The 18,109-nt window shown below is 39.3% G+C and carries 23 protein-coding genes; 14 read left to right on the top strand and 9 right to left on the bottom strand.

Annotated elements, in window-relative coordinates; translation table 11 throughout:
• Positions 1-3 precede the first annotated feature (3 nt).
• The gene (locus WKH56_RS23795; RefSeq protein WP_029323273.1) at positions 4-228 is read left to right on the top strand and encodes a hypothetical protein; all 225 of its coding nucleotides are present in this window, start codon (positions 4-6) and stop codon (positions 226-228) included.
• A 44-nt stretch (positions 229-272) separates the two neighbouring features.
• Here WKH56_RS23795 and WKH56_RS23790 read toward each other — a convergent pair whose 3' ends face one another.
• Entirely contained in the window at positions 273-1,130 is an 858-nt protein-coding gene (locus WKH56_RS23790; protein ID WP_098999166.1) for an STAS domain-containing protein, read from the bottom strand.
• Positions 1,131-1,295: 165 nt separating this feature from the next.
• On the opposite strand from WKH56_RS23790, the gene WKH56_RS23785 reads away from it, so the two are divergent.
• Positions 1,296-2,237 (top strand): magnesium transporter CorA family protein, encoded by a 942-nt coding sequence (locus tag WKH56_RS23785; RefSeq protein ID WP_048019434.1) that lies wholly within the window; start codon positions 1,296-1,298, stop codon positions 2,235-2,237.
• Between the two features lie 79 nt (positions 2,238-2,316).
• Here WKH56_RS23785 and WKH56_RS23780 read toward each other — a convergent pair whose 3' ends face one another.
• From WKH56_RS23780 to WKH56_RS23765, 4 genes are all read right to left on the bottom strand, one after another.
• Entirely contained in the window at positions 2,317-2,457 is a 141-nt protein-coding gene (locus WKH56_RS23780) for a hypothetical protein (RefSeq protein WP_342836841.1), read from the bottom strand.
• 108 nt (positions 2,458-2,565) lie between these two features.
• Complete coding sequence (locus WKH56_RS23775) at positions 2,566-2,868, bottom strand: hypothetical protein (RefSeq protein ID WP_342836839.1); 303 nt, start codon at positions 2,866-2,868, stop codon at positions 2,566-2,568.
• A gap of 17 nt (positions 2,869-2,885) precedes the next feature.
• Complete coding sequence (locus tag WKH56_RS23770) at positions 2,886-3,188, bottom strand: hypothetical protein (RefSeq protein WP_048019436.1); 303 nt, start codon at positions 3,186-3,188, stop codon at positions 2,886-2,888.
• A gap of 133 nt (positions 3,189-3,321) precedes the next feature.
• Positions 3,322-4,533: an AGE family epimerase/isomerase gene (locus tag WKH56_RS23765; RefSeq protein ID WP_342836837.1), complete on the bottom strand. Its 1,212-nt coding sequence runs from the start codon at positions 4,531-4,533 to the stop codon at positions 3,322-3,324.
• Positions 4,534-4,880: 347 nt separating this feature from the next.
• Here WKH56_RS23765 and WKH56_RS23760 point away from each other — a divergent pair, with 347 nt between their 5' ends.
• The 4 genes from WKH56_RS23760 to WKH56_RS23745 all read left to right on the top strand — a co-directional run bounded on the left by WKH56_RS23760 (position 4,881) and on the right by WKH56_RS23745 (position 10,360).
• The gene (locus tag WKH56_RS23760) at positions 4,881-6,215 is read left to right on the top strand and encodes an SH3 domain-containing protein (protein ID WP_342836835.1); all 1,335 of its coding nucleotides are present in this window, start codon (positions 4,881-4,883) and stop codon (positions 6,213-6,215) included.
• A 338-nt stretch (positions 6,216-6,553) separates the two neighbouring features.
• Entirely contained in the window at positions 6,554-8,197 is a 1,644-nt protein-coding gene (locus tag WKH56_RS23755) for a diguanylate cyclase domain-containing protein (protein WP_342836834.1), read from the top strand.
• A 17-nt stretch (positions 8,198-8,214) separates the two neighbouring features.
• Positions 8,215-9,726, top strand: a complete 1,512-nt coding sequence (locus WKH56_RS23750) for a methyl-accepting chemotaxis protein (protein WP_342836833.1) — start codon at positions 8,215-8,217, stop codon at positions 9,724-9,726.
• A gap of 136 nt (positions 9,727-9,862) precedes the next feature.
• Positions 9,863-10,360 (top strand): ankyrin repeat domain-containing protein, encoded by a 498-nt coding sequence (locus WKH56_RS23745; protein WP_154990075.1) that lies wholly within the window; start codon positions 9,863-9,865, stop codon positions 10,358-10,360.
• A gap of 113 nt (positions 10,361-10,473) precedes the next feature.
• Here WKH56_RS23745 and WKH56_RS23740 read toward each other — a convergent pair whose 3' ends face one another.
• Both WKH56_RS23740 and WKH56_RS23735 read right to left on the bottom strand, forming a co-directional pair.
• A complete protein-coding gene (locus tag WKH56_RS23740; RefSeq protein ID WP_342836878.1) occupies positions 10,474-11,196 on the bottom strand; it encodes a hypothetical protein in 723 nt (240 codons plus the stop codon).
• A 230-nt stretch (positions 11,197-11,426) separates the two neighbouring features.
• Entirely contained in the window at positions 11,427-11,639 is a 213-nt protein-coding gene (locus WKH56_RS23735; RefSeq protein WP_048019439.1) for a cold-shock protein, read from the bottom strand.
• Between the two features lie 231 nt (positions 11,640-11,870).
• On the opposite strand from WKH56_RS23735, the gene WKH56_RS23730 reads away from it, so the two are divergent.
• The 5 genes from WKH56_RS23730 to WKH56_RS23710 all read left to right on the top strand — a co-directional run bounded on the left by WKH56_RS23730 (position 11,871) and on the right by WKH56_RS23710 (position 15,579).
• Complete coding sequence (locus WKH56_RS23730; RefSeq protein ID WP_063247475.1) at positions 11,871-12,743, top strand: STAS domain-containing protein; 873 nt, start codon at positions 11,871-11,873, stop codon at positions 12,741-12,743.
• Between the two features lie 144 nt (positions 12,744-12,887).
• The gene (locus tag WKH56_RS23725; protein WP_255906673.1) at positions 12,888-13,022 is read left to right on the top strand and encodes a hypothetical protein; all 135 of its coding nucleotides are present in this window, start codon (positions 12,888-12,890) and stop codon (positions 13,020-13,022) included.
• Between the two features lie 338 nt (positions 13,023-13,360).
• The gene (locus WKH56_RS23720) at positions 13,361-14,518 is read left to right on the top strand and encodes a ParM/StbA family protein (RefSeq protein WP_034268326.1); all 1,158 of its coding nucleotides are present in this window, start codon (positions 13,361-13,363) and stop codon (positions 14,516-14,518) included.
• Between the two features lie 15 nt (positions 14,519-14,533).
• Positions 14,534-15,238 carry a hypothetical protein gene (locus tag WKH56_RS23715; RefSeq protein WP_342836830.1) on the top strand — a complete coding sequence of 235 codons (705 nt, stop codon included), beginning with the start codon at positions 14,534-14,536 and terminating at the stop codon, positions 15,236-15,238.
• Positions 15,239-15,423: 185 nt separating this feature from the next.
• Positions 15,424-15,579 (top strand): hypothetical protein, encoded by a 156-nt coding sequence (locus tag WKH56_RS23710; RefSeq protein WP_165636103.1) that lies wholly within the window; start codon positions 15,424-15,426, stop codon positions 15,577-15,579.
• A 1-nt stretch (position 15,580) separates the two neighbouring features.
• On the opposite strand, the gene WKH56_RS23705 is transcribed toward WKH56_RS23710, so the two are convergent.
• A complete protein-coding gene (locus WKH56_RS23705; protein ID WP_047750338.1) occupies positions 15,581-15,892 on the bottom strand; it encodes a hypothetical protein in 312 nt (103 codons plus the stop codon).
• A 152-nt stretch (positions 15,893-16,044) separates the two neighbouring features.
• Positions 16,045-16,572 carry a cupin domain-containing protein gene (locus WKH56_RS23700; RefSeq protein ID WP_063247472.1) on the bottom strand — a complete coding sequence of 176 codons (528 nt, stop codon included), beginning with the start codon at positions 16,570-16,572 and terminating at the stop codon, positions 16,045-16,047.
• 275 nt (positions 16,573-16,847) lie between these two features.
• On the opposite strand from WKH56_RS23700, the gene WKH56_RS23695 reads away from it, so the two are divergent.
• The 3 genes from WKH56_RS23695 to WKH56_RS23685 all read left to right on the top strand — a co-directional run bounded on the left by WKH56_RS23695 (position 16,848) and on the right by WKH56_RS23685 (position 18,083).
• A complete protein-coding gene (locus WKH56_RS23695) occupies positions 16,848-17,036 on the top strand; it encodes a hypothetical protein (RefSeq protein ID WP_028414680.1) in 189 nt (62 codons plus the stop codon).
• A gap of 242 nt (positions 17,037-17,278) precedes the next feature.
• Entirely contained in the window at positions 17,279-17,455 is a 177-nt protein-coding gene (locus WKH56_RS23690; protein WP_223260221.1) for an aspartyl-phosphate phosphatase Spo0E family protein, read from the top strand.
• Positions 17,456-17,693: 238 nt separating this feature from the next.
• Entirely contained in the window at positions 17,694-18,083 is a 390-nt protein-coding gene (locus tag WKH56_RS23685) for a MerR family transcriptional regulator (protein ID WP_033580184.1), read from the top strand.
• Positions 18,084-18,109: the final 26 nt, after the last annotated feature.

Raw genomic sequence — 18,109 nt, 5'->3', positions numbered from 1 at the left:
ACGATGGGAGAGCGCCAGAAAAGATCTATTTCAAATGCACCAAAAAAACGAGATGAAACGGAGCAGCGTGTAACAGATCAAGACGAAACGTTGTTTGAACGTTTCAAAGAAGAAGAAACAGTGGATCCTATGCCAATGGAAGATATAAGACTTGAACAAAAAGAAGAGAAAAATAAAACGAAAACAAAAGATGAATCGGGTTCTGAAAACATTCATCATCGAAAATAAAAAAACAGCCTTCTCGGGCTGTTTTTTTTATCTGTGTTTCTATATTAATGAGCATTAGAAGCAATGACAATTTTTGAATCATCTTCTAATGCCTGAGCAAGATTCGATTTAATTCGTATATGGTCAAAACTTAAACCAAGCTGCATCGCAGTAGTGGCTAATTCAGGACGAATGCCCGATAAAATCGATTTAACGCCAATTAAATCAAGCGCATTTATCAGCTGAAACAGCTCGTGCGCGACCATTGTATCGATCATCACCACTCCTGACAAATCAATATACAAATGAGAGATTTGCTTCTCGGCACACTGTTTTAACGTGCTTTCTAGGATCATTCTGGCCCTTGCCGTATCAATATCTCCAACTAACGGTAAAAGAGCCACGTCTTTTTTAATCACAATAACAGGTGAACTTAATTCATGAATCATTTCCTGCTGAGAGCGAAGGCGGTTTGAGGCATATTCCTGCGCTTCTGTGATGAATTTCAAAATAATAATATCAAATACCCGTACTACTTTTTCATTCCACATATCGATATGCTGCTGAGTGATGTCATCATGAAGTTCTGCAAATCGGCGAATATACTCGCAGTATTGTTTACGGACGTTCATAAATTCTTTAATAATACTTTGAATGGGGGTTCTGAGATGCTGTTGGTCTTTGGCAACTTTATTTAGCCACGTGTTAAAAGATTCAAAAAAGCTTTTTTCATCTTCTATAAAGACGTTGCTAATATATAAATGAAATTCATAGTTTTGCGCTTTTAAGCGTTGAATGACGTCAGGGTCATTAGAGGTATATACGCCTTCAGAAGATGTTTTATCCAAAGATTCATACCATTCTTCCGTCATAGTTGGTGCGCTTTCTAGCAGATAAGAACGTAAAGCGATATCTTTCTTCACTGTTATTCTCCTCTCAAACTGATAAAACATGCGCAGGTGCGCAACGTATTTATTATAGCATCTTTTTTATAAAGATGGATATGAAATGTATGTTTATTTTGCGTGTGAGGTTTTAAGTGATTGTATATAGGGAAAAATTTTAATAAAAGGGGAAAGAGGGAAAGTATGAATACCGTGACGAGCGATCAGTGGAAATGGTATCAGTTTGATTTAGAAGAAGCCGATGGAATAGCTGATATAATCAAAGACTATCAGTATCCAAGAGATGAATGGTTTTGCCATCAGCTTCAAAAGAAAAACTCTAATCATATTCAAGTAGATGTAATAGGAGAAAGTGAGCTCATTTATGGTTCACTCATTTATCATAAGAAGTCATTTGATCAAAGGGATTACGATTCGTTTCATTTTTATATTACCGAGGAGTTTATTATAACCGCGGGACTGGATTTGAAAATCCTCGAACAAACCAACCATGAACGAATGATTGAACGCATGAAGCAGTCTGCTAATACGGCGGAAAGTTTTTTTATTCTTTTAGGTGAAATTATGAAAAAGCACTTAAATGGGTTTGATCAGTTTGAAAGTCATTTCAGAGAGCTTCTGTGGGAAGTGCGCCATAATAATAACATCGACGTGTTAGATGACATTCATAAAGCGCGCTATGACCTGCTTATATGGACAAATTTAATCAGTTCTGTTCGAGAAGTTACCATGGGAATCGAAGAAGCGTTTCATAAAAAAATTAACCAAACGATTCAATATCAGCGGATGTGTAAAAAAATAGAAATTGGCCTCACGCTAATTGAACAATATCAAAAAGAATTTGACGCGTTAATTAAATTAGAAGAAGTTGTGTCTACTCACAGAGGAAATGAGATTATGAAAGCTTTAACGCTGCTGACAGCCATCAGTACGCCTTTAACGGCTTTTGGAGCCCTTTGGGGAATGAACTTTAAAGGGATGCCGGAGCTTGATTTGAAGTTTGGCTATATCTATGCACTCATTTTAATTGTGCTTTCGACCATTGCCATTTATCTCTATTTACGAATGAAAGGGTGGACGGGCGATCTCTTAAAAGGAAGAAAAAAGAACTCATTTTTTAAATAAGCTTTAATAAAAGAGGTTGAGACATAACGAAATGAATCCAATCTAAAGGCGAACAAAGGAGATACATGAGCTAGACTGCTTATGACACCGCAGTTGATTTCCGTACAAGGCTTCGCTTTCCGCGGGCGGCCGGTGAGCCTCCTCGTAGGGTCTCATCTGTTCCGCTTTTCCCGCAGGAGAGTCTTCGCCTTGCCCTCCAATCAACTGCTAGAAGGAACAAAACAGATCAAACTATATTCACCATCACAAAAAAACGAACCACTCATCAAATATATTAATGAGTGGTTTGTTTTTCACTTGGGCTAAATCTCAGCCTCTTTGTTGTTTGTTATCCTCGCCTCCACGTCGTAGGCTCACCTGAACGAAGGCATCTTGGGAATAAATCGTTTTCTTTTAGCTTTACTTGATTGCCGTTTTCGTCGGTATAGCGCCCGGTTTGCGGAACCACTTCTCCGGTTGAAAAGGCGTCATCTACGGGCTTCCACGTCGTTGATTCACGTGTGTGCGGGCAAGGTGTAAAAAGATCATCTTTTTGAAAGAGTTTAATTTCACCTTCCGCACAAATGTAAGCGCCCGATTCTGGTACAGCTTCACTCGTTCGATAAATGTTCTGTACGGTCTTCACATACATCCAACCTTTCTTTTTGATTAGTTGTATTTTAATGTTCCTGTCGTGGCGTCCATGTACGTGCGGTCTTCTATAATATCCGAGTCGTCTAGCTTTCTAAACGGAGCGCAGTAGCAGACAACACCCGTCTCGATTTCAATTTCTTGAAATCCGTATGCACGGCAAAGGTATTCGCCGACCTCGCTTGGAGCTGGATGGGTATCAAGCTCATCTAACGCTTCATTAAACATCTCTAAAAATTCTTTTTTTGAAAATTTTTTCTCATGATGCAGTGTTACTGGATCTCCAGAATCTGTTCCTTGTGCTAACGCGTAAAAATACATCGCCCTCACTCCTTACATATATATAGTCGTGCTTTTGCTGAAATGTAGAAACATTGATTGTTAGTAAGTAAATTCCCTTAAATAAACAAAATAAACGCATCTGGAAGAAAACGGTTTCTTTATGAGCGTTCTCTCAAAGAGAATTCAGTGCTATCAGCGTTTGATAGCAAGCTGCCACAGGGTGATAATCGGTTTTAGGAGCCGGGCTTTTTTTCGAGTTGTAGCGTTCGTTTTGTTGATTTAACAGCTGATACCAGCCTCCATATGTGTGATCGATAAAGTGTTTCTGACAGTAGGAGAACAGGGCGTCGTATGCTTTCCAATATCCGCTGTCTCCGGTTTTTATCCCGAGCAGTGAAGCCGCAGAAATGGCTTCGGCCATCACCCAGTAGTTTTTATCCGGGTCAATGACCTTTTCTTGAGGAGACAGCGCAAAGTAAAGACCTCCGTACTTAGCATCCCAGCCTCGGTTCCAGCCCTTATCAAACAAATACTTTGCACGTTCTGTCATCCAGTTTTCCGAACGGTGCCGATCAAGCCATAAAAGCAGCTTGCTCCATTCAAACTGATGTCCTGGTATAAAGCCGTACGGACGAAATTCATCTTTTGTATTGTTTTTATTGTAGTCCCAATCCGGCTGCCAGTCTGTATTATAATGCTCCCAAATCATGCCGCCAGATCGTTCAGCAAGCTGCTGAGTAACACCTTTTGCAAGCGTGTACGCCCGGTCTACGTATTTTTTATCTCTTGTTGCTTCAAAGGCAGAAAGCATCGCTTCACACATATGCATGTTTGCATTTTGGCCTCGATAGAAAGAAGAAGCTGACCACGATGCGTCCCATTCGTCTCGGTAAAAGCCGTGCGCATCTTCCCAAAAGTACTTTTCCATCACGTCATAGACCTGTTCAATTGTTTCTTTTGCTTCTAAAATACCGGCTTGATACGCGATGGAAGAAGCTAAAAGAGCAAAAGCGTGGCCGTATGCTTGTTTAGAATCATCTTTGACTTTTCCGTCATCGGCTATTTCAAAAAAATACCCGCCGTGCTCTCTATCATAATGGTTGTTTTGTAGAAAACGAATGCCGTGCTGAGCTGCTTCTTTGCACCAATCCTGTCCGTCTAAAAGAGCCCCTACACTGAAGATATAAATAAAGCGCGCCGTACTTACCAAGTGCTTTGAATGCGTGTTGTTGACGGTGCCGTCGTCGTAGTATTCATGGATATACCCGCCGTTTTTTTGGTCAATACAAGCTGGGTAGTAGAAATGAAGCGTATCAAAAATATGCTGTTTTAATGTGTGAGGTTTTCGAAACGCAGTTGAGGAAAAATCCGTTGCCGTGTTCATTTTATCACCATCTCAATCTTTGTTTTTAATTGTTTTTTACCCTAAGCCGTTGGTAGTAAACGTAAGGGTTTTTTTGCTGTTTTTGCTCTATTATTCTATTTTTGTTGAAAATGTATCAGTTTGGAAACAAGTTTGAAATATTTTGATATACTTTTGACACGATTATCCGGTATTCTAAAAGTACGTGCTAGCTGGAACGAACAAATGTACAGAGCCTCTAGACGTCAAATGATTTTATTTAGTGTGGCTAGTTTAAGATTGAGCTTAAACATCGGATCCTGTTTTCACTTAATCTATTAAACTGGCAACATGTATTTCTATTATATTTTGCAAATGAGGTATAAAAAATGACAGAAGTGAACAAACAAAGATTTTACAAAAAATTAGCGGTAACAGGTCTTGCTTTTACACTTGTAGGAGCTGGAACTCTAGGTCTTCATTCCTTACATTTTACGGGTGAGCCAACTGTCGCAAGCGCAGCAGCGGAAACCTATACAACCACGGCGAATTTAAATATTCGAAGCGGTCCATCGACGTCCAACGCGATTATTGCGACAGTTAAACAAGGCACACAGCTAACGGTAGTTGGACAAGCAGCAAGCGGCTGGCTGAAAGTAAGCTATCAAGGCAAAACGGGCTACGTAAGCAGTGAGTATGTTAAAAAGTCAGGGAGTTCAACGACCAAAACTTATGTAACAACGGCAAATTTAAATATTCGAAGCGCTCCATCGACGTCAAGCGCGATTGTTGTAACGGTCAAACAAGGCACGCAGCTAACGTCGACAGCACAAGCAGCGAACGGCTGGCTAAAAGTAAGCTATCAAGGCAAAACGGGTTACGTGAGCACGCAGTACGTAAAAGAATCAACGGGTTCTTCTGAACCGGCTCCAGCTCCAGCTCCGGAGGCTTCTGTCTATGTGGCAACGGCGAATTTAAATGTTCGAACAGCTGCTTCAACTTCTAGTGCGGTTATGGCAACACTGAAAGCCGGCACACAGCTCGACGTAACGGCTAAAGCAGCAAACGGCTGGCTGAAAATTACGTATCAAGGGAAGGTTGGCTATGTAAGCGGTCAATACGTACGAGCATTAGCTGGGATGAAAGTGGTTTCGAACCCTGAAAGTATACAAGTTGTTGTGAATAAACAAAACAAGCTTCCGGAAAACTACGTTCCGAAAGATTTAGTATATACAACGATTCCGTTTACATTCAAAGAACAAACGGAAAAGAAAAAAATGCGCAGTGAAGCAGCCGCTGCTATTGCACAGTTATTTGCGGGTGCGAAAAAACAAGGCGTTACGCTTCTTGGCGTATCAGCTTACCGTTCACATGCAACGCAAAGCGCGCTTTTTAGTTCGTATGTTCAACGAGACGGTTATGATAAAGCGGCAACTTATAGCGCGTTGCCAGGCACGAGTGAACATGAAACAGGTCTTGGAATTGATGTAACAAAAGGAGACGGCACATGTGCTGCTCAAGACTGCTTTGGCGGAACAAAAGAAGCAGCTTGGCTCGATGCCCACGCAGCCGAATATGGATTTATTATTCGTTACCCAAAAGGGAAAGACGCGGTAACGGGCTATAAATATGAGCCGTGGCATTTGCGCTATGTAGGCAAACCAGTGGCGCAGGCGATTAAGAGTAAAGGCATTACGCTTGAAGAATATTACGGAATTAAGTAGGTTTAAAAAAGAGGCTGGAATAAAAGTAGCTTAGTTGACGGAAGATCCGAACGCGTTTGATTTAGAATCAAACGCGTTCGGATCTTTTTATTGTTGTGGTAAAGATAGCTTTCATGTATGTAGGTGCTTCTAGTGGTTTGTTATGCCTCAATCTCTTTTATTTTTGTTCATCATGTTTACCCTTCTTGTGAAGGAGGGTAGGTAATGATACAAAAGAACTACTGTTTGTACATTTAAAGTTGAGTTTGTGTGTGAAAAGATCTAGTGTATATTTCATACAGAAGTGTAAAGTACAGGGGGCGTTCATCTGTGAAAAAACGAAGGAGATGCATCCTATCATGTTGAAAGATCATATGTTTGAATTTTATTTTGATCAAATGAATGAGCTGGTTTTTTTGGCGGAAGTAAAGAACCAACATCTTTATTATAAAAAAATGAATAAAGCGGCTGCTAAGCTTGTACGGTACCATGGAGAAGTGGGCATGCGGCTAGAAAGCGTACTCTCTGAGCGAGCGTATCACTCTCTTTACCCTTACTATATAAAAGCGGTGGAAACAAAAAAGCCAGTTACCTACCATGACATAAATACCTTCTCAGATGAAGCTGAAGCGTTTGAAACAACGCTTACCCCCATTTTTAATGATACCGACAATAGTACGCACCTATTAGTGATGAGTAAAAATATCCAAAAGTTAAAAAAAGATTTAGCCCAAAGTATGGAGCGGTATAAGTCGCTTTTTATGAACCATGAAAACGCCATATGTATGATGGATCTAAGCGGTAAAATTGTTCAAGCAAATCCTGCCTGTGAGCAAATGTTCGGCTACGATACGCAGAATATCATCAATAGTTCTTACATGCAGCTTCTAGAAGAGCTGAAGATTGATGTTCGTGCTTTGCCTCTGCATCACATCATATACGACCAAAGCTACAGCAAAGAAATCCAAGCGTGGCACAAAGAAAAAGGAATGATTTATTTATATGTTACAAACGTGCCCATCATCGTGGAAAATGAATGGATGGGTATTTACTTGATTGCTCAGGACGTTACGAAAGAAAAGGTAGCTGAAATAAAGCTGGAAAACACGGTGAAAGATTTAGCAAACATGAAATATGCCCTTGATGAGTCCGCAATCGTAAGCGTCCTGGATCCATATGGAACGATTAGGTATGTCAATGATATGTTCTGTACGATATTTGGCTATGAAAAAGAAGAGCTAATCGGACAATCATACGAGTTATTTGATGTAAGCTATGATTTTCGGGTTCTTGAAAGTATTGGCCAAGGAAAAGTTTGGAGAGGGCAAGTCAAAAGCATAACAAAAGAAGGCGTTATCGTGTGGAGCCATAAGACCATTGTTCCGCTGACCGATATTCATCACCGAATCTCAAGCTACGTGCTGATTCAAACTGATATTACTGCGCAAAAAAACCTAGAAAATCAGCTGAAGTTTAAGGCATTTCATGACAGTTTGACGGGGGTGCCGAATCGAATGATGCTGCAAAAACAAGTGCAGGCTGCGATCGAGCAAAAGGAAAGATTTGGCCTGCTGTTTTTAGACTGTGATAATTTTAAAGAAGTGAACGATCAATTTGGTCATGATATTGGCGATGCATTTTTAATTCAGTACGCGCATCGGTTAACGTCTTGCATTCGCACATGTGACGAAGTGTATCGCCTTGGAGGGGATGAATTTGTTATCTTGCTTCGGCACATTGAAAGGCGCGAGGAAATCCAGCAGATCATGGAACGAATTCACCGAGAGCTTCAAAAAGAATGGAGTATTGAATCCTGCATCTTTACGGCTACATCGACCATTGGAGCCGCTTATTATCCAGAAAACGTAGGATCGTTTCAAGAGCTGTTAAAACAGGCGGATCAAGCGCTGTACGAAGGAAAACGACAGGGGAAAAATAACGTAAATTTCTATAAAAAAAACCAATCTGTAGCCGATTCTATAGATAAAGAAAGTATTGTCTAATATAGAAAGGGATAAATATGAATAAACATAAGTTAATGGTTGTTTTATCAAGCGGAGCAGTGATACTTTCTCTGCTCATAGATATCATTCATCGTATTTGGCCGATGGAGATGTCCGGCATGTCGATGGAACATAATTCAGCGCCAGGCGAAGTGTCATTGATCTTTTTGATGCTTCCTATTGTTTTTCTTGGTGTGCTGCTTGTACTGTATGTTAAAAAGCATGAGCTAGTACCTGCGTTTGTGACGCTAACGCTCACGTTTTCAAGCATCAGCACGGTTATAGGCGGAGGAGGAATGGTTGAGTATCACTTTTCAATTTTTATGGTGATAGCCATTCTTTCCTACTATGAAAATGTAAAGCTATTATTGTTAATGACGGGTATTTTTGTCGTCGAGCATCTAGTGGGATTTTTCGTGCCATTTTTTACACCGATTATTTTCGGAACGTCTTCTTATTCCTTTTCGATGCTTTGCCTTCACGCGGCGTATTTGCTTTTTACATCAGGGGCGACCGCTTGGCAAATTACTTCAAAGAAAAATTATACAAAACAGCTTCAGCAGCAAAATAAACAAAAGCAGCATATCATTTATGACATGATGAAAAAACTGCATGAAACGAATGGTCAGGTAAGACAAACGGTTGCTGACTTAAAGGAAAGCTTAGAAGAATCGCAAGCAGCGAGTCATCATACGACGGCTTCAATGCAAGAACTAGCCGCAGGAGCGGACCAGCAGGTAATAATGGCTCAAAAAAGCAGTGAGTTTCTAGAAGAGATGACGCAAGGCGTAACCAAAATAGCCGAGGCTTCAGCGGCAGTCAGCGAAGCTTCTGATCAAACAGCAAATGAAGCCGTGCAGGGAAAAGAAAAAATTCAAGAAGCCATTCAACAAATTCATACAATCGATTCTTCTGTTCAGCATGCAGCTAGCGTTATTCATCAGTTAAAAGAACGTTCTGCAGAAATCAACGATATTATGAGTGTGATTTCAGGCATTGCTGCACAAACAAATCTACTGGCGCTAAATGCTGCAATTGAAGCAGCGCGCGCAGGCGAACATGGTAAAGGGTTTGCGGTCGTAGCAGCGGAAGTTCGCAAACTTGCAGAACAATCCAATCAGTCAGCCGAACAAGTAGCAAGACTCATTCAGCATATTCAGCAAGAAACGTCTCAAGCCGTAGCATTTATTCAATCAGGAACTGCTGATGTAAAAAACGGTATTTTACTAGCCAACGAAGCGGAAAATGTTTTTAATCGAATCGCCGACGCATCTACGTACGTTCATGAACAAATTCAGCAAACGGCTGCTTCCGCACAGCAAATAGCAGCGGGATCTACGCAGGTGCTCCATGCCGTCAGCGAGATGACCTCTTTTGCGAACCAATCAGCCGCAAGCAGCAGCAGTATTTCTTCCGCTTCCGTGCGTCAGCTGCAATCACTGCAGACTATCGACCAGACGGCTGAATTTTTAAGTCGGTTAGTTGAAGAGCTTGGCAGCGTAACGGAAAAGTTAGCGAAGCAAGCGTGAGTGAGGTAGAGCAGAAGATGACGTAGACGTACATAATTTTTAGCCTCTTCATTAGAAATACGATTCGCTTATTTTCCAGTTATATGTGATAAAATGGAAGGATAAGTAATTCATCTTTTATATGGGGGAATGGCATATGGATAGAATGGAAGAACTTACACAGGCCGCAATGAGTGGAAATCATGAAGAAATAAAAGTTTTGATTGGTGAAAACCCTGCACTTATTAATGAATTTAATTCAGACGGATGGACACCGCTTCACTTAGCCTCGTATTTTGGGAAAGAAGAAACTGCAAAACTATTGCTATCATTAGGAGCGAACATGAAAGCTCGGGCGAAAAATAGCAATGAAAATATGCCGCTTCACGCAGCTGTTGCCAATAAACAGACAAAAGTGGTAGAGATTTTATTACAGGGCGGTGCAGACAGCAACGCCAAGCAAAGCGGCGGATGGACAAGCCTTCACGAAGCTGCCCTGCTCGGCGCAGAAGACATCGTCAAACTTTTAGTTGAAAACGGAGCTCAGATTCAGGTGAAAAAAGATGATGATCAAACGCCGCTTGATGTAGCGATAGAGAATGGACAAGAAAATGTAATAAATCTATTAAAAAATTATGTAAATACCAACGCTTAAAAAACTTTCTGCCGTTAGATTACTGAATTTAGTACAAATCCCCTTTTTTGAGATATGAAGCTATCTGCAAAAGGGGATTTATACTTTTCTCTAAAAGCTAATGTTCCATTTGTTTAGTTGTTTGTTGGAGAAGGAAATCTTGCTGCTTCAAAATGTGAGCCATCTTCGGATGTGACGATTGTACCGGCTATGCTGCTTTGAACAAAAACTTCAACGCGGTCTCCAGCTTCTAAATTATAAATAGTAGACACGGATACCGCATTAACAAACGGTGTGTTCCCGCCAAAGAAATCGTTATCGATTGCGATAGCGGTTGTCCCATTTACACGTATTTCAATGCGAGTTCTATAATCTAGCATCTGGTCGTTAGGAGAGAATCCAATTGTAGCAATGATGGAATATACGCCATCTTTTTTGGGGCGGAAGGTAGAAGTAATCGGGTTATATTCATTTGCTAAATCAAATTGTTCAGTTGGGAAAACGGCTTTTACAAACGTATTTGCAGGAACATTTTGAGGCATCGTTAAATTGAGCGCTCTAAATGCTGACTCCCGCGTGCTTCCTTTTTTGTCTTTATCTTCTTTACACTTAGAAGCCCAATCATGTGATTCCTCATAGAAATCTTCTGCGCGTCCATAAGTCCAAACTTGTGATTCTTCAGAGCTATCTTCTTCGAGACCATAAGCCCAGCCGCGTGCCTCCTCAGGAGCATCTTCTTGATGCTGCTCTTTCTTATTGTTAAGGGAAGCTTTCTTCTTGTGAGGATAAGATTTTTCTACATAATATTTATCATCTTTATCATTGTAATGGAAATAATACTTTTTTATAATAATCACTCTTTCTTTGCAGTACTCTATACTGTATTCACTCATAGAGGAAATGTTTGGATACTTGTCCGACAACTTTAGAACTGTGTTTTTTAATAGCCACTAGTAAGTAATTTTGAATGTAGAATTAGTTGCATCATAAAAAACACCTCGTTCCAACAAAAGTCGAAGAGGTGTTTTTATTCGAAGAGTATTCGATTCGAGAGTCTACTCATAGCCCGTATGTAAATGTCACTCTATCAGTCAACTGGGTGTACCTTTATAGCGCTGGGTCCTTTAGCTCCTTCTTGGATTTCAAACTCTACTTTTTGTCCTTCTGACAGGTTTTTATATTCCTCACGGTCGATCGCATTGGAGTGAACGAACACTTCTTTTGATCCGTCCTCGGTTGTGATAAATCCAGATCTTTTTGATTCGTTGAACGATTTAACGGTTCCTTTATGTTTGCTCATTGATAAATCCCCCTTATAAGTATAGAAATAATTTCTTAATAGGTTTTTACCCAAACGCTGAAATCTCAATCATTTTTATGGTCGTTATACCGATTAGAAGAGTAGGGAAGAGCAAATAGGGAGGGCTTAACAATTTTTTCATTTCGGTTATATTTTTATATTGTCTGTGACATAACTATTGTTATAAAATGTAATCGTTAATTCTGCTAACTAAAGGAGATAAAGAAAAAAATGAGGGATGAGTTGTTATATATTGGGAAGAAAATTATCGATAATAAACAGGAATTAGCGATACAATTTTCTGATCTGATGGACTCTGAATATAAGCGGAAGCTTGTTTACCATGAAGAAAGCGAAGTTTTAAAATGGAGAGCAGAACTCATTGAGTATTTAGGCGAGTCGTTATTCGAAGAGCACTCGGTCGTTTTAAAGAAAATCATTCAGTGGGGTACAGATATAGGAAAAGTGGCTGTGGAAAACGGACTTTCGTTGAGTCAAACGTTAAAATCACTCGCGCTGTTTCGAACAGTGATATGGGGTGTTTTTACAGAAGAGCTGCAGCAGAAGCAGTTTGCTCCTATTACGATGCTTGATGTAAGTAAAAAAATTGATCCGATGCTTGATCAGCTTAATCATATATTTGTCGAAATTTACGAAGAACATAATACCGAAACCATAAAACGCGCTTATGCAGCGCTAGAAGAATTATCAGTTCCCATCGTTCCTCTTTCTGAAGGAATCGCTGTGATGCCAATCGTTGGACAAATTGATACGCATCGTTCGCAGCTTATTATGGAAACAGCCTTAGAAAAAAGTGCTCAGCTGCAGCTGAGTTATTTAATATTTGATATTTCAGGTGTTCTGATCGTCGATACGATGGTAGCGGACAATATTTTTCAAATTGTAAAAGCTTTACAGCTTATCGGCACTAAAACGATGATTACCGGAATACGTCCGGAAATTGCGCAAACCGTTGTTGATTTAGGCGTCGATTTTGGAACAATCAAAACAAGAGCGACGTTGGAAAAAGGTCTTGAAGAAATAGGCTTCAGTAAACTGCCAGAAAATCCGCAAAGAAAACCGAACAAATGGCTTTTTCAATAAATAAAAAAAGTAAGAGGCTTAGACAAAGTATGTTAGTTGAAGTCAAACCCGAACCATTAATTTAATTGATGGTTCGGGTTTTTTTGTTGTTATGGTTGTTGTTATGGTGAACGTAGGTTTCATGTATGTAACTGCTTCTAGCTGGTGATTGGAGAGCAAGACGAAGACTCCTGCGGGAAAAGCGGAACAGGTGAGACCCCGCAGGAGCATAAGCGACGAGGAGGCTCACCGGCCGCCCGCGGAAAGCGAAGTCCTGCACGGAAATCATCAGCGGTGTAAAAAGCAGTCCAACTCATTTATCTCATTTGTTCGTCTTTCGATTGGGTTGATTCAGTTATGTTTCCATCTCTTCGTTTTCTCGTGTCTCTAAAAAATAAAAGAAAGGCTTATATTACGAAAAATTTAAGAGGAAGTCACGGCGTCACATGTTACATTCTTTGTAAAAAGGGGTACTGGTAAAAAGAAGCATTTCAAGCGCTTTTCAATTACAGTAGCCGTCTAAAATTAATTAATTGTCAATTTCGAATAACATAAATTATTTAAATACTTAGACAAACAAATGAGGAAAATATATACTTATTAGTGTTGTCACGAAAAGATAAAGGGGAGAAACAAGGATGGATATCAAACGTCAAAACGTTGATTTTGGTAACTCAATTTTTCAAACGCTAGTGGATGGTTATTACTATGAAATTCCTACAAACGTAGTAGAAATCACAAAAGATCAGGCAGAGGGTCATTTTCCTTCAAGTGTAAATGAACCGGAATTACTTCTTCAAAATTTACTGATTTCTACCACAATTGAAGGGGTTGAAAAGTATTATTTAGTAGGAGACGCCGCAGAGAAACACGTGCTAGGCAATATCCATATTAATAAGTTACATAATAAAACTGAATCTGATATTCCTTATGTGATGTTTTTAGCTTCAGTTGCTTATTACAACATACTTAAAGGAAAAGACAAAGAGGATAATCATGTGACGATTAATTTTTTCTCGACTATGCTTCCGATTTGGCTGCTTAAGAAAACAAATAAATTCAGTGAAATGCAGCAGAAGATGGCCGAACGTTTTCAAGGAGAGCATACAGTAACGGTATTGACTCCTGGGTTAGAAAAAACGGTCACTGTGAACATTGAAACGAGCAAATGCCGTATTGAAAGCGAAGTGGCTCGCTGGGCGATCAAAAAAGATTTTGAATTACAAGATAGAGAAGAAGCAAATGCATTCAAACATTTTGAAACACTAATTGTAGATTTGGGCGGAGGTACGGTTGACCTGGCACTGCTTCCTGCAGGGCTTCAAGCTCCTAAAAGCAGAAATTCGTTGAAGTGTCTTACGGATATTTCATATTTGAAGCATATTGAAAAGCTAAGAAATGAAAAGCTGCTTGAGTATTTTGATGATGTTCGTTCATTAGAAGAATTTATTATTGCCAATATCCATAAAGCAAAAATGGAGCAAAGAGACGGCAACAGCGGGAAAAAAGTCGATCTCACGGAGCCTATTCACGCTTCGCTTAGAGAATACACGCAAATTTTATTAACAAAAGTTGAAAATCTATTTCCATCGCCAAAAGATAAAGTCTATAAATATATTTATATTGGAGGACTGGCTCCTATCCTTCAACAGTTTATTGCAGAGCAGATTGATAACATGTACGGGGAAGAAATCAGAGAAGAAAACCATCTTTTCTTGCCGGAGACACGAAAGTTAAATTTATACGGTCTTGAAATTTTAAGCAGACATGAAACAAACGCAGCGGTTCACGCTTAAAAAGGGGGAGCATACATGAGTCATCAACACACTCGCCTTAAGGAAGCGCTAGACGATTGGTACGGTCAGCTAAGCTCCCAGGTGGCTGCACCATTTTACTTATTATCAAATGCGTTTCTAACAGCTGGGAATCTATCAGCAGATATGATGGGAGCAAGGGGAAAAAACGTAAGTAATAGAGATGAACATGCAAGTTTTACAATTGAAACTGCTGACATTCCGTCAGAAGTGTCTTCATTTCTAAAAGAAAAACAGCAGGCAAACGAGCTGCAGGACTATATAGTGAGACTCATACAGCAAGACTTGCAAAAAATGAATAAAAAAGATGAAGTCGAGTCGCTCGTTCATTCACTTCGAAAAGAGCTGTTGGGCGAAATTGACTTGCTAAAACAAGAAATGAATTCACGTTTTGCTGCAAATCGTGAGGAGTATGAGTCTAAGCAGTCAAATGAACTTCAGGATTATGTAGCGAAGCTTGTGGAACAAAACGGGCAGAAAGACAGCCGCGAAGAAGATTTTCAATCGTTAGTTCATTCATTGAGAACCGAGCTGTTAGGAGAAATTCACTTGCTTAAAAAAGAGCTTGGCTCTGCATCAGCTCCTTCTTATAAGCAGCTGAAACCCGTTACGGATGAGGAAGAAACGTTTAAAGAAGGTCAGTTAATTAAAAGTGAAAAAGTGACCGGAACCATTCAAGAAGATATCGATGTAGATTTCTAAACAGAAAGTAGAGGCGTGCTATGCCTCTACTTTTATTATTTTTCTATTAAAAATGGAGCTGGGGCAAAAGTATTTTTGCTAAAGGAAGATCCGAACGAGTTTGATTCTTGATTGTGAATCCAACTTGTTCGGTTTTTTATTGGTATGCTGAATGTAGGTTTCATGTGTTTAAATGCTTCTAGCTGTTGATTGGAGGGCAAGGCGAAGACTCCTGCGGGAAAAGCGGAACAGGTGAGACCCCGCAGGAGCGCAAGCGACGAGGAGGCTCATCGACCGCCCGCGGAAAGCGAAGCCTTGTACGGAAATTAACAGCGGTCCGATGTAACAGCTTTAGCGTATAAGTCATAAACCTCTTTTGTTTCTTTTTAGCTTTTTTCGAAAATATAAGCAAATATCAAATGTAACGATGGTACAAATACTGCATTTTATCATAAACCAAAATAGAGCTTCGTTTATGCCAAATCCGCCAATCGAAGCTTTTAGTTCATTTAGCTGTCTGAGAATTAAATTTATGTCGTTTTCATAAGCCACAGTAAAAGATTTAATCACAAGCATGGTCATAATGACTGCTTCTACCGATATATATAGAACTTTTCTTGCTAGTTTAAGGGAAGGATTTACGTTTGATTTAGGAATTTTATAAAATAATTTCATCGCCCGTTTGCCTTTCAGTTATTTTAAGCTGTTTAAAAAGGTTCGTTTATTCTATAATTCTTTCTTTGGCTATAAAATCCTTTATGTATAGCAAGTTAAAAAAAGCTCGCTAGAAAAGGTAGTACACCGATTTTCTAGCGAGCTTATGTTAGTTAATGTTCTTCAGCTAAGGCATTTGCTTTTGTCACATGAACTGTACCGAATGGGTGGTTTGGAGGAGCGTAGATGGAGTAAAGTTTTAGCGGAGTGGTACCGATATTGGTGACATCATGCCATGTTCCGGCAGGGATAAATATCGCATCATCATCGTAGACTTTTCGTTTAAAGGTTAGATTGTTTTTACTTTTGCCCATTTGAACAACGCCTTGCCCTTGTTCAATACGCAGGAATTGATCAACGTTAGGGTGGATTTCTAAGCCGATATCTTCACCTGGCTTTAGACTCATTAACGTCACTTGTAAATGTGTTCCCGTCCATAAAGCAGTGCGGTACGTATTGTTTTGCTTTGACGCTTCATTAATGTTAATCACAAATGGCCTTGGTCCGTAGTCCTTTAATTTACCGTTTCTTTGCTGAAACTGTTCGCTGGTGTGATAGTGATTCGGCACATAATAACTATATGGCTGCCAGCCGTAGTACACTGGGGTCTGCCACTGATGATAATAAGGTGTATAGTGCATACTCATTCTCCTTTTCTCGTTTCATTTTTCTTTTCATCCTATGCTTTTGTCAAAACGGTTGATACCATTTGCCTTTTTGTCCGCGGTCTTTATCCACTTATTTTTTGCCCAAATCATGTAATTAATGATTTCTCTGAGCTCTTTGATTGTTTTTCGGTGGTTAAAAAATACTTTCATCACTTTAATACGATAATTCAGTAAAAAATATATCGTATGAAAACGTTTTATTTGATATAATTTTAGAAGATGAAAATTATTTTAAAGGGTGACGTTCATTGAAAGAAAAAAAACTTCAAGAATTAACTGAACATCTTAATAATTTATTCAACAATTTAATTCATGGATCTATCACAGAAGGTGAATTTAATGAGCTGTCCGAAGAGCTTTACAGGAAGCAAACGAGGCTGCGCTATGAGATAGAGTGTGAGAAAGGTTCGTATTACCGAGAATATTTTAAAGGCTAAGGCTTTGTATTAGACTGCTTTATAAGAAATAAGAAAAGACCTCCATTTAGGGGGCCTTTTCTTCACTTCTAGTAGTAAGTGGAGTGATACTTTCTATTTCAATAAGTATATTAGTATATTTACTTCATAAAAAATACAGCTGTTGAAGGTCTAAAACTCGCTATTCACCCCCAAAAACCTGTATGATAGGTTTAAGATTGCCGCATATGAGATATATGTATAGTAAAAAGGGGTGATGAGCTGTGAAGTGGTATAAAGGAGTTGTCATGCAAGTCTTAATGACAGAAATCGAAACAGCAAGAGAGCACATGGTTATGTTGGGACTTACAGAAGGTCTTACAAGTCGTAATACAGTTCGAATCAGTCAAACCCTTGATTATTTATTAAATGAACTAAGTAAAGTGATGGCCGCAGATTAATCGTATTTTATATATAAATGAAAAGAGCTGCTGACTTCACGGCAGCTCTTTATAAGTTGCCTTAACGCTTTTATGATACTATTTATACAGTTATCTCATAGCAAAGAAAATAGCGGATTTGATTATATATATCGTATAGTAGAAACCTAGAAGATGAGTTGAAAGCACCCTTGAAAAGGGAAGCTTAGATACATAAAGCAAACGCCGTACTAAGAATGGCGATGGAGGGTATAGTGGAATGGAATATCATATTAAAGAGGCCGCTGCAAAGGTAGGGCTGCCTACGCATACGCTTCGATACTACGAGCAGCAGGGGCTTTTGCCTTTTATAAAAAGAGACGAAAACGGAAATCGTATTTTTAGCGAGTCTGATATCGAGTGGCTGGAATTTATTATTTGCTTACGAAAAACAGATATTTCCCTTTTAGAATTACGTAAAATTGTTGAATTAACACAAGAAGGTGATGATACAATCGGTTTGCGCAAGCAGATATTTGAAAAGCATAGAGAGAAAATGATGGAAAAACAAAGAGAGCTGGACGCAGCTTTTAGAAAAGTGGAAACAAAAATCGACTACTATGATAAATTAGAGCAAAAGTATCAGGAAGAGCTTTCATCTAAAGCCTAATTTACCGTTTGTTTTTTATTTTATAA

The sequence above is a fragment of the Priestia sp. SB1 genome (assembly GCF_038898415.1).
Note: the sequence above shows the minus strand (reverse complement) of the source record. Positions and strands in the feature narration are given on the sequence as shown.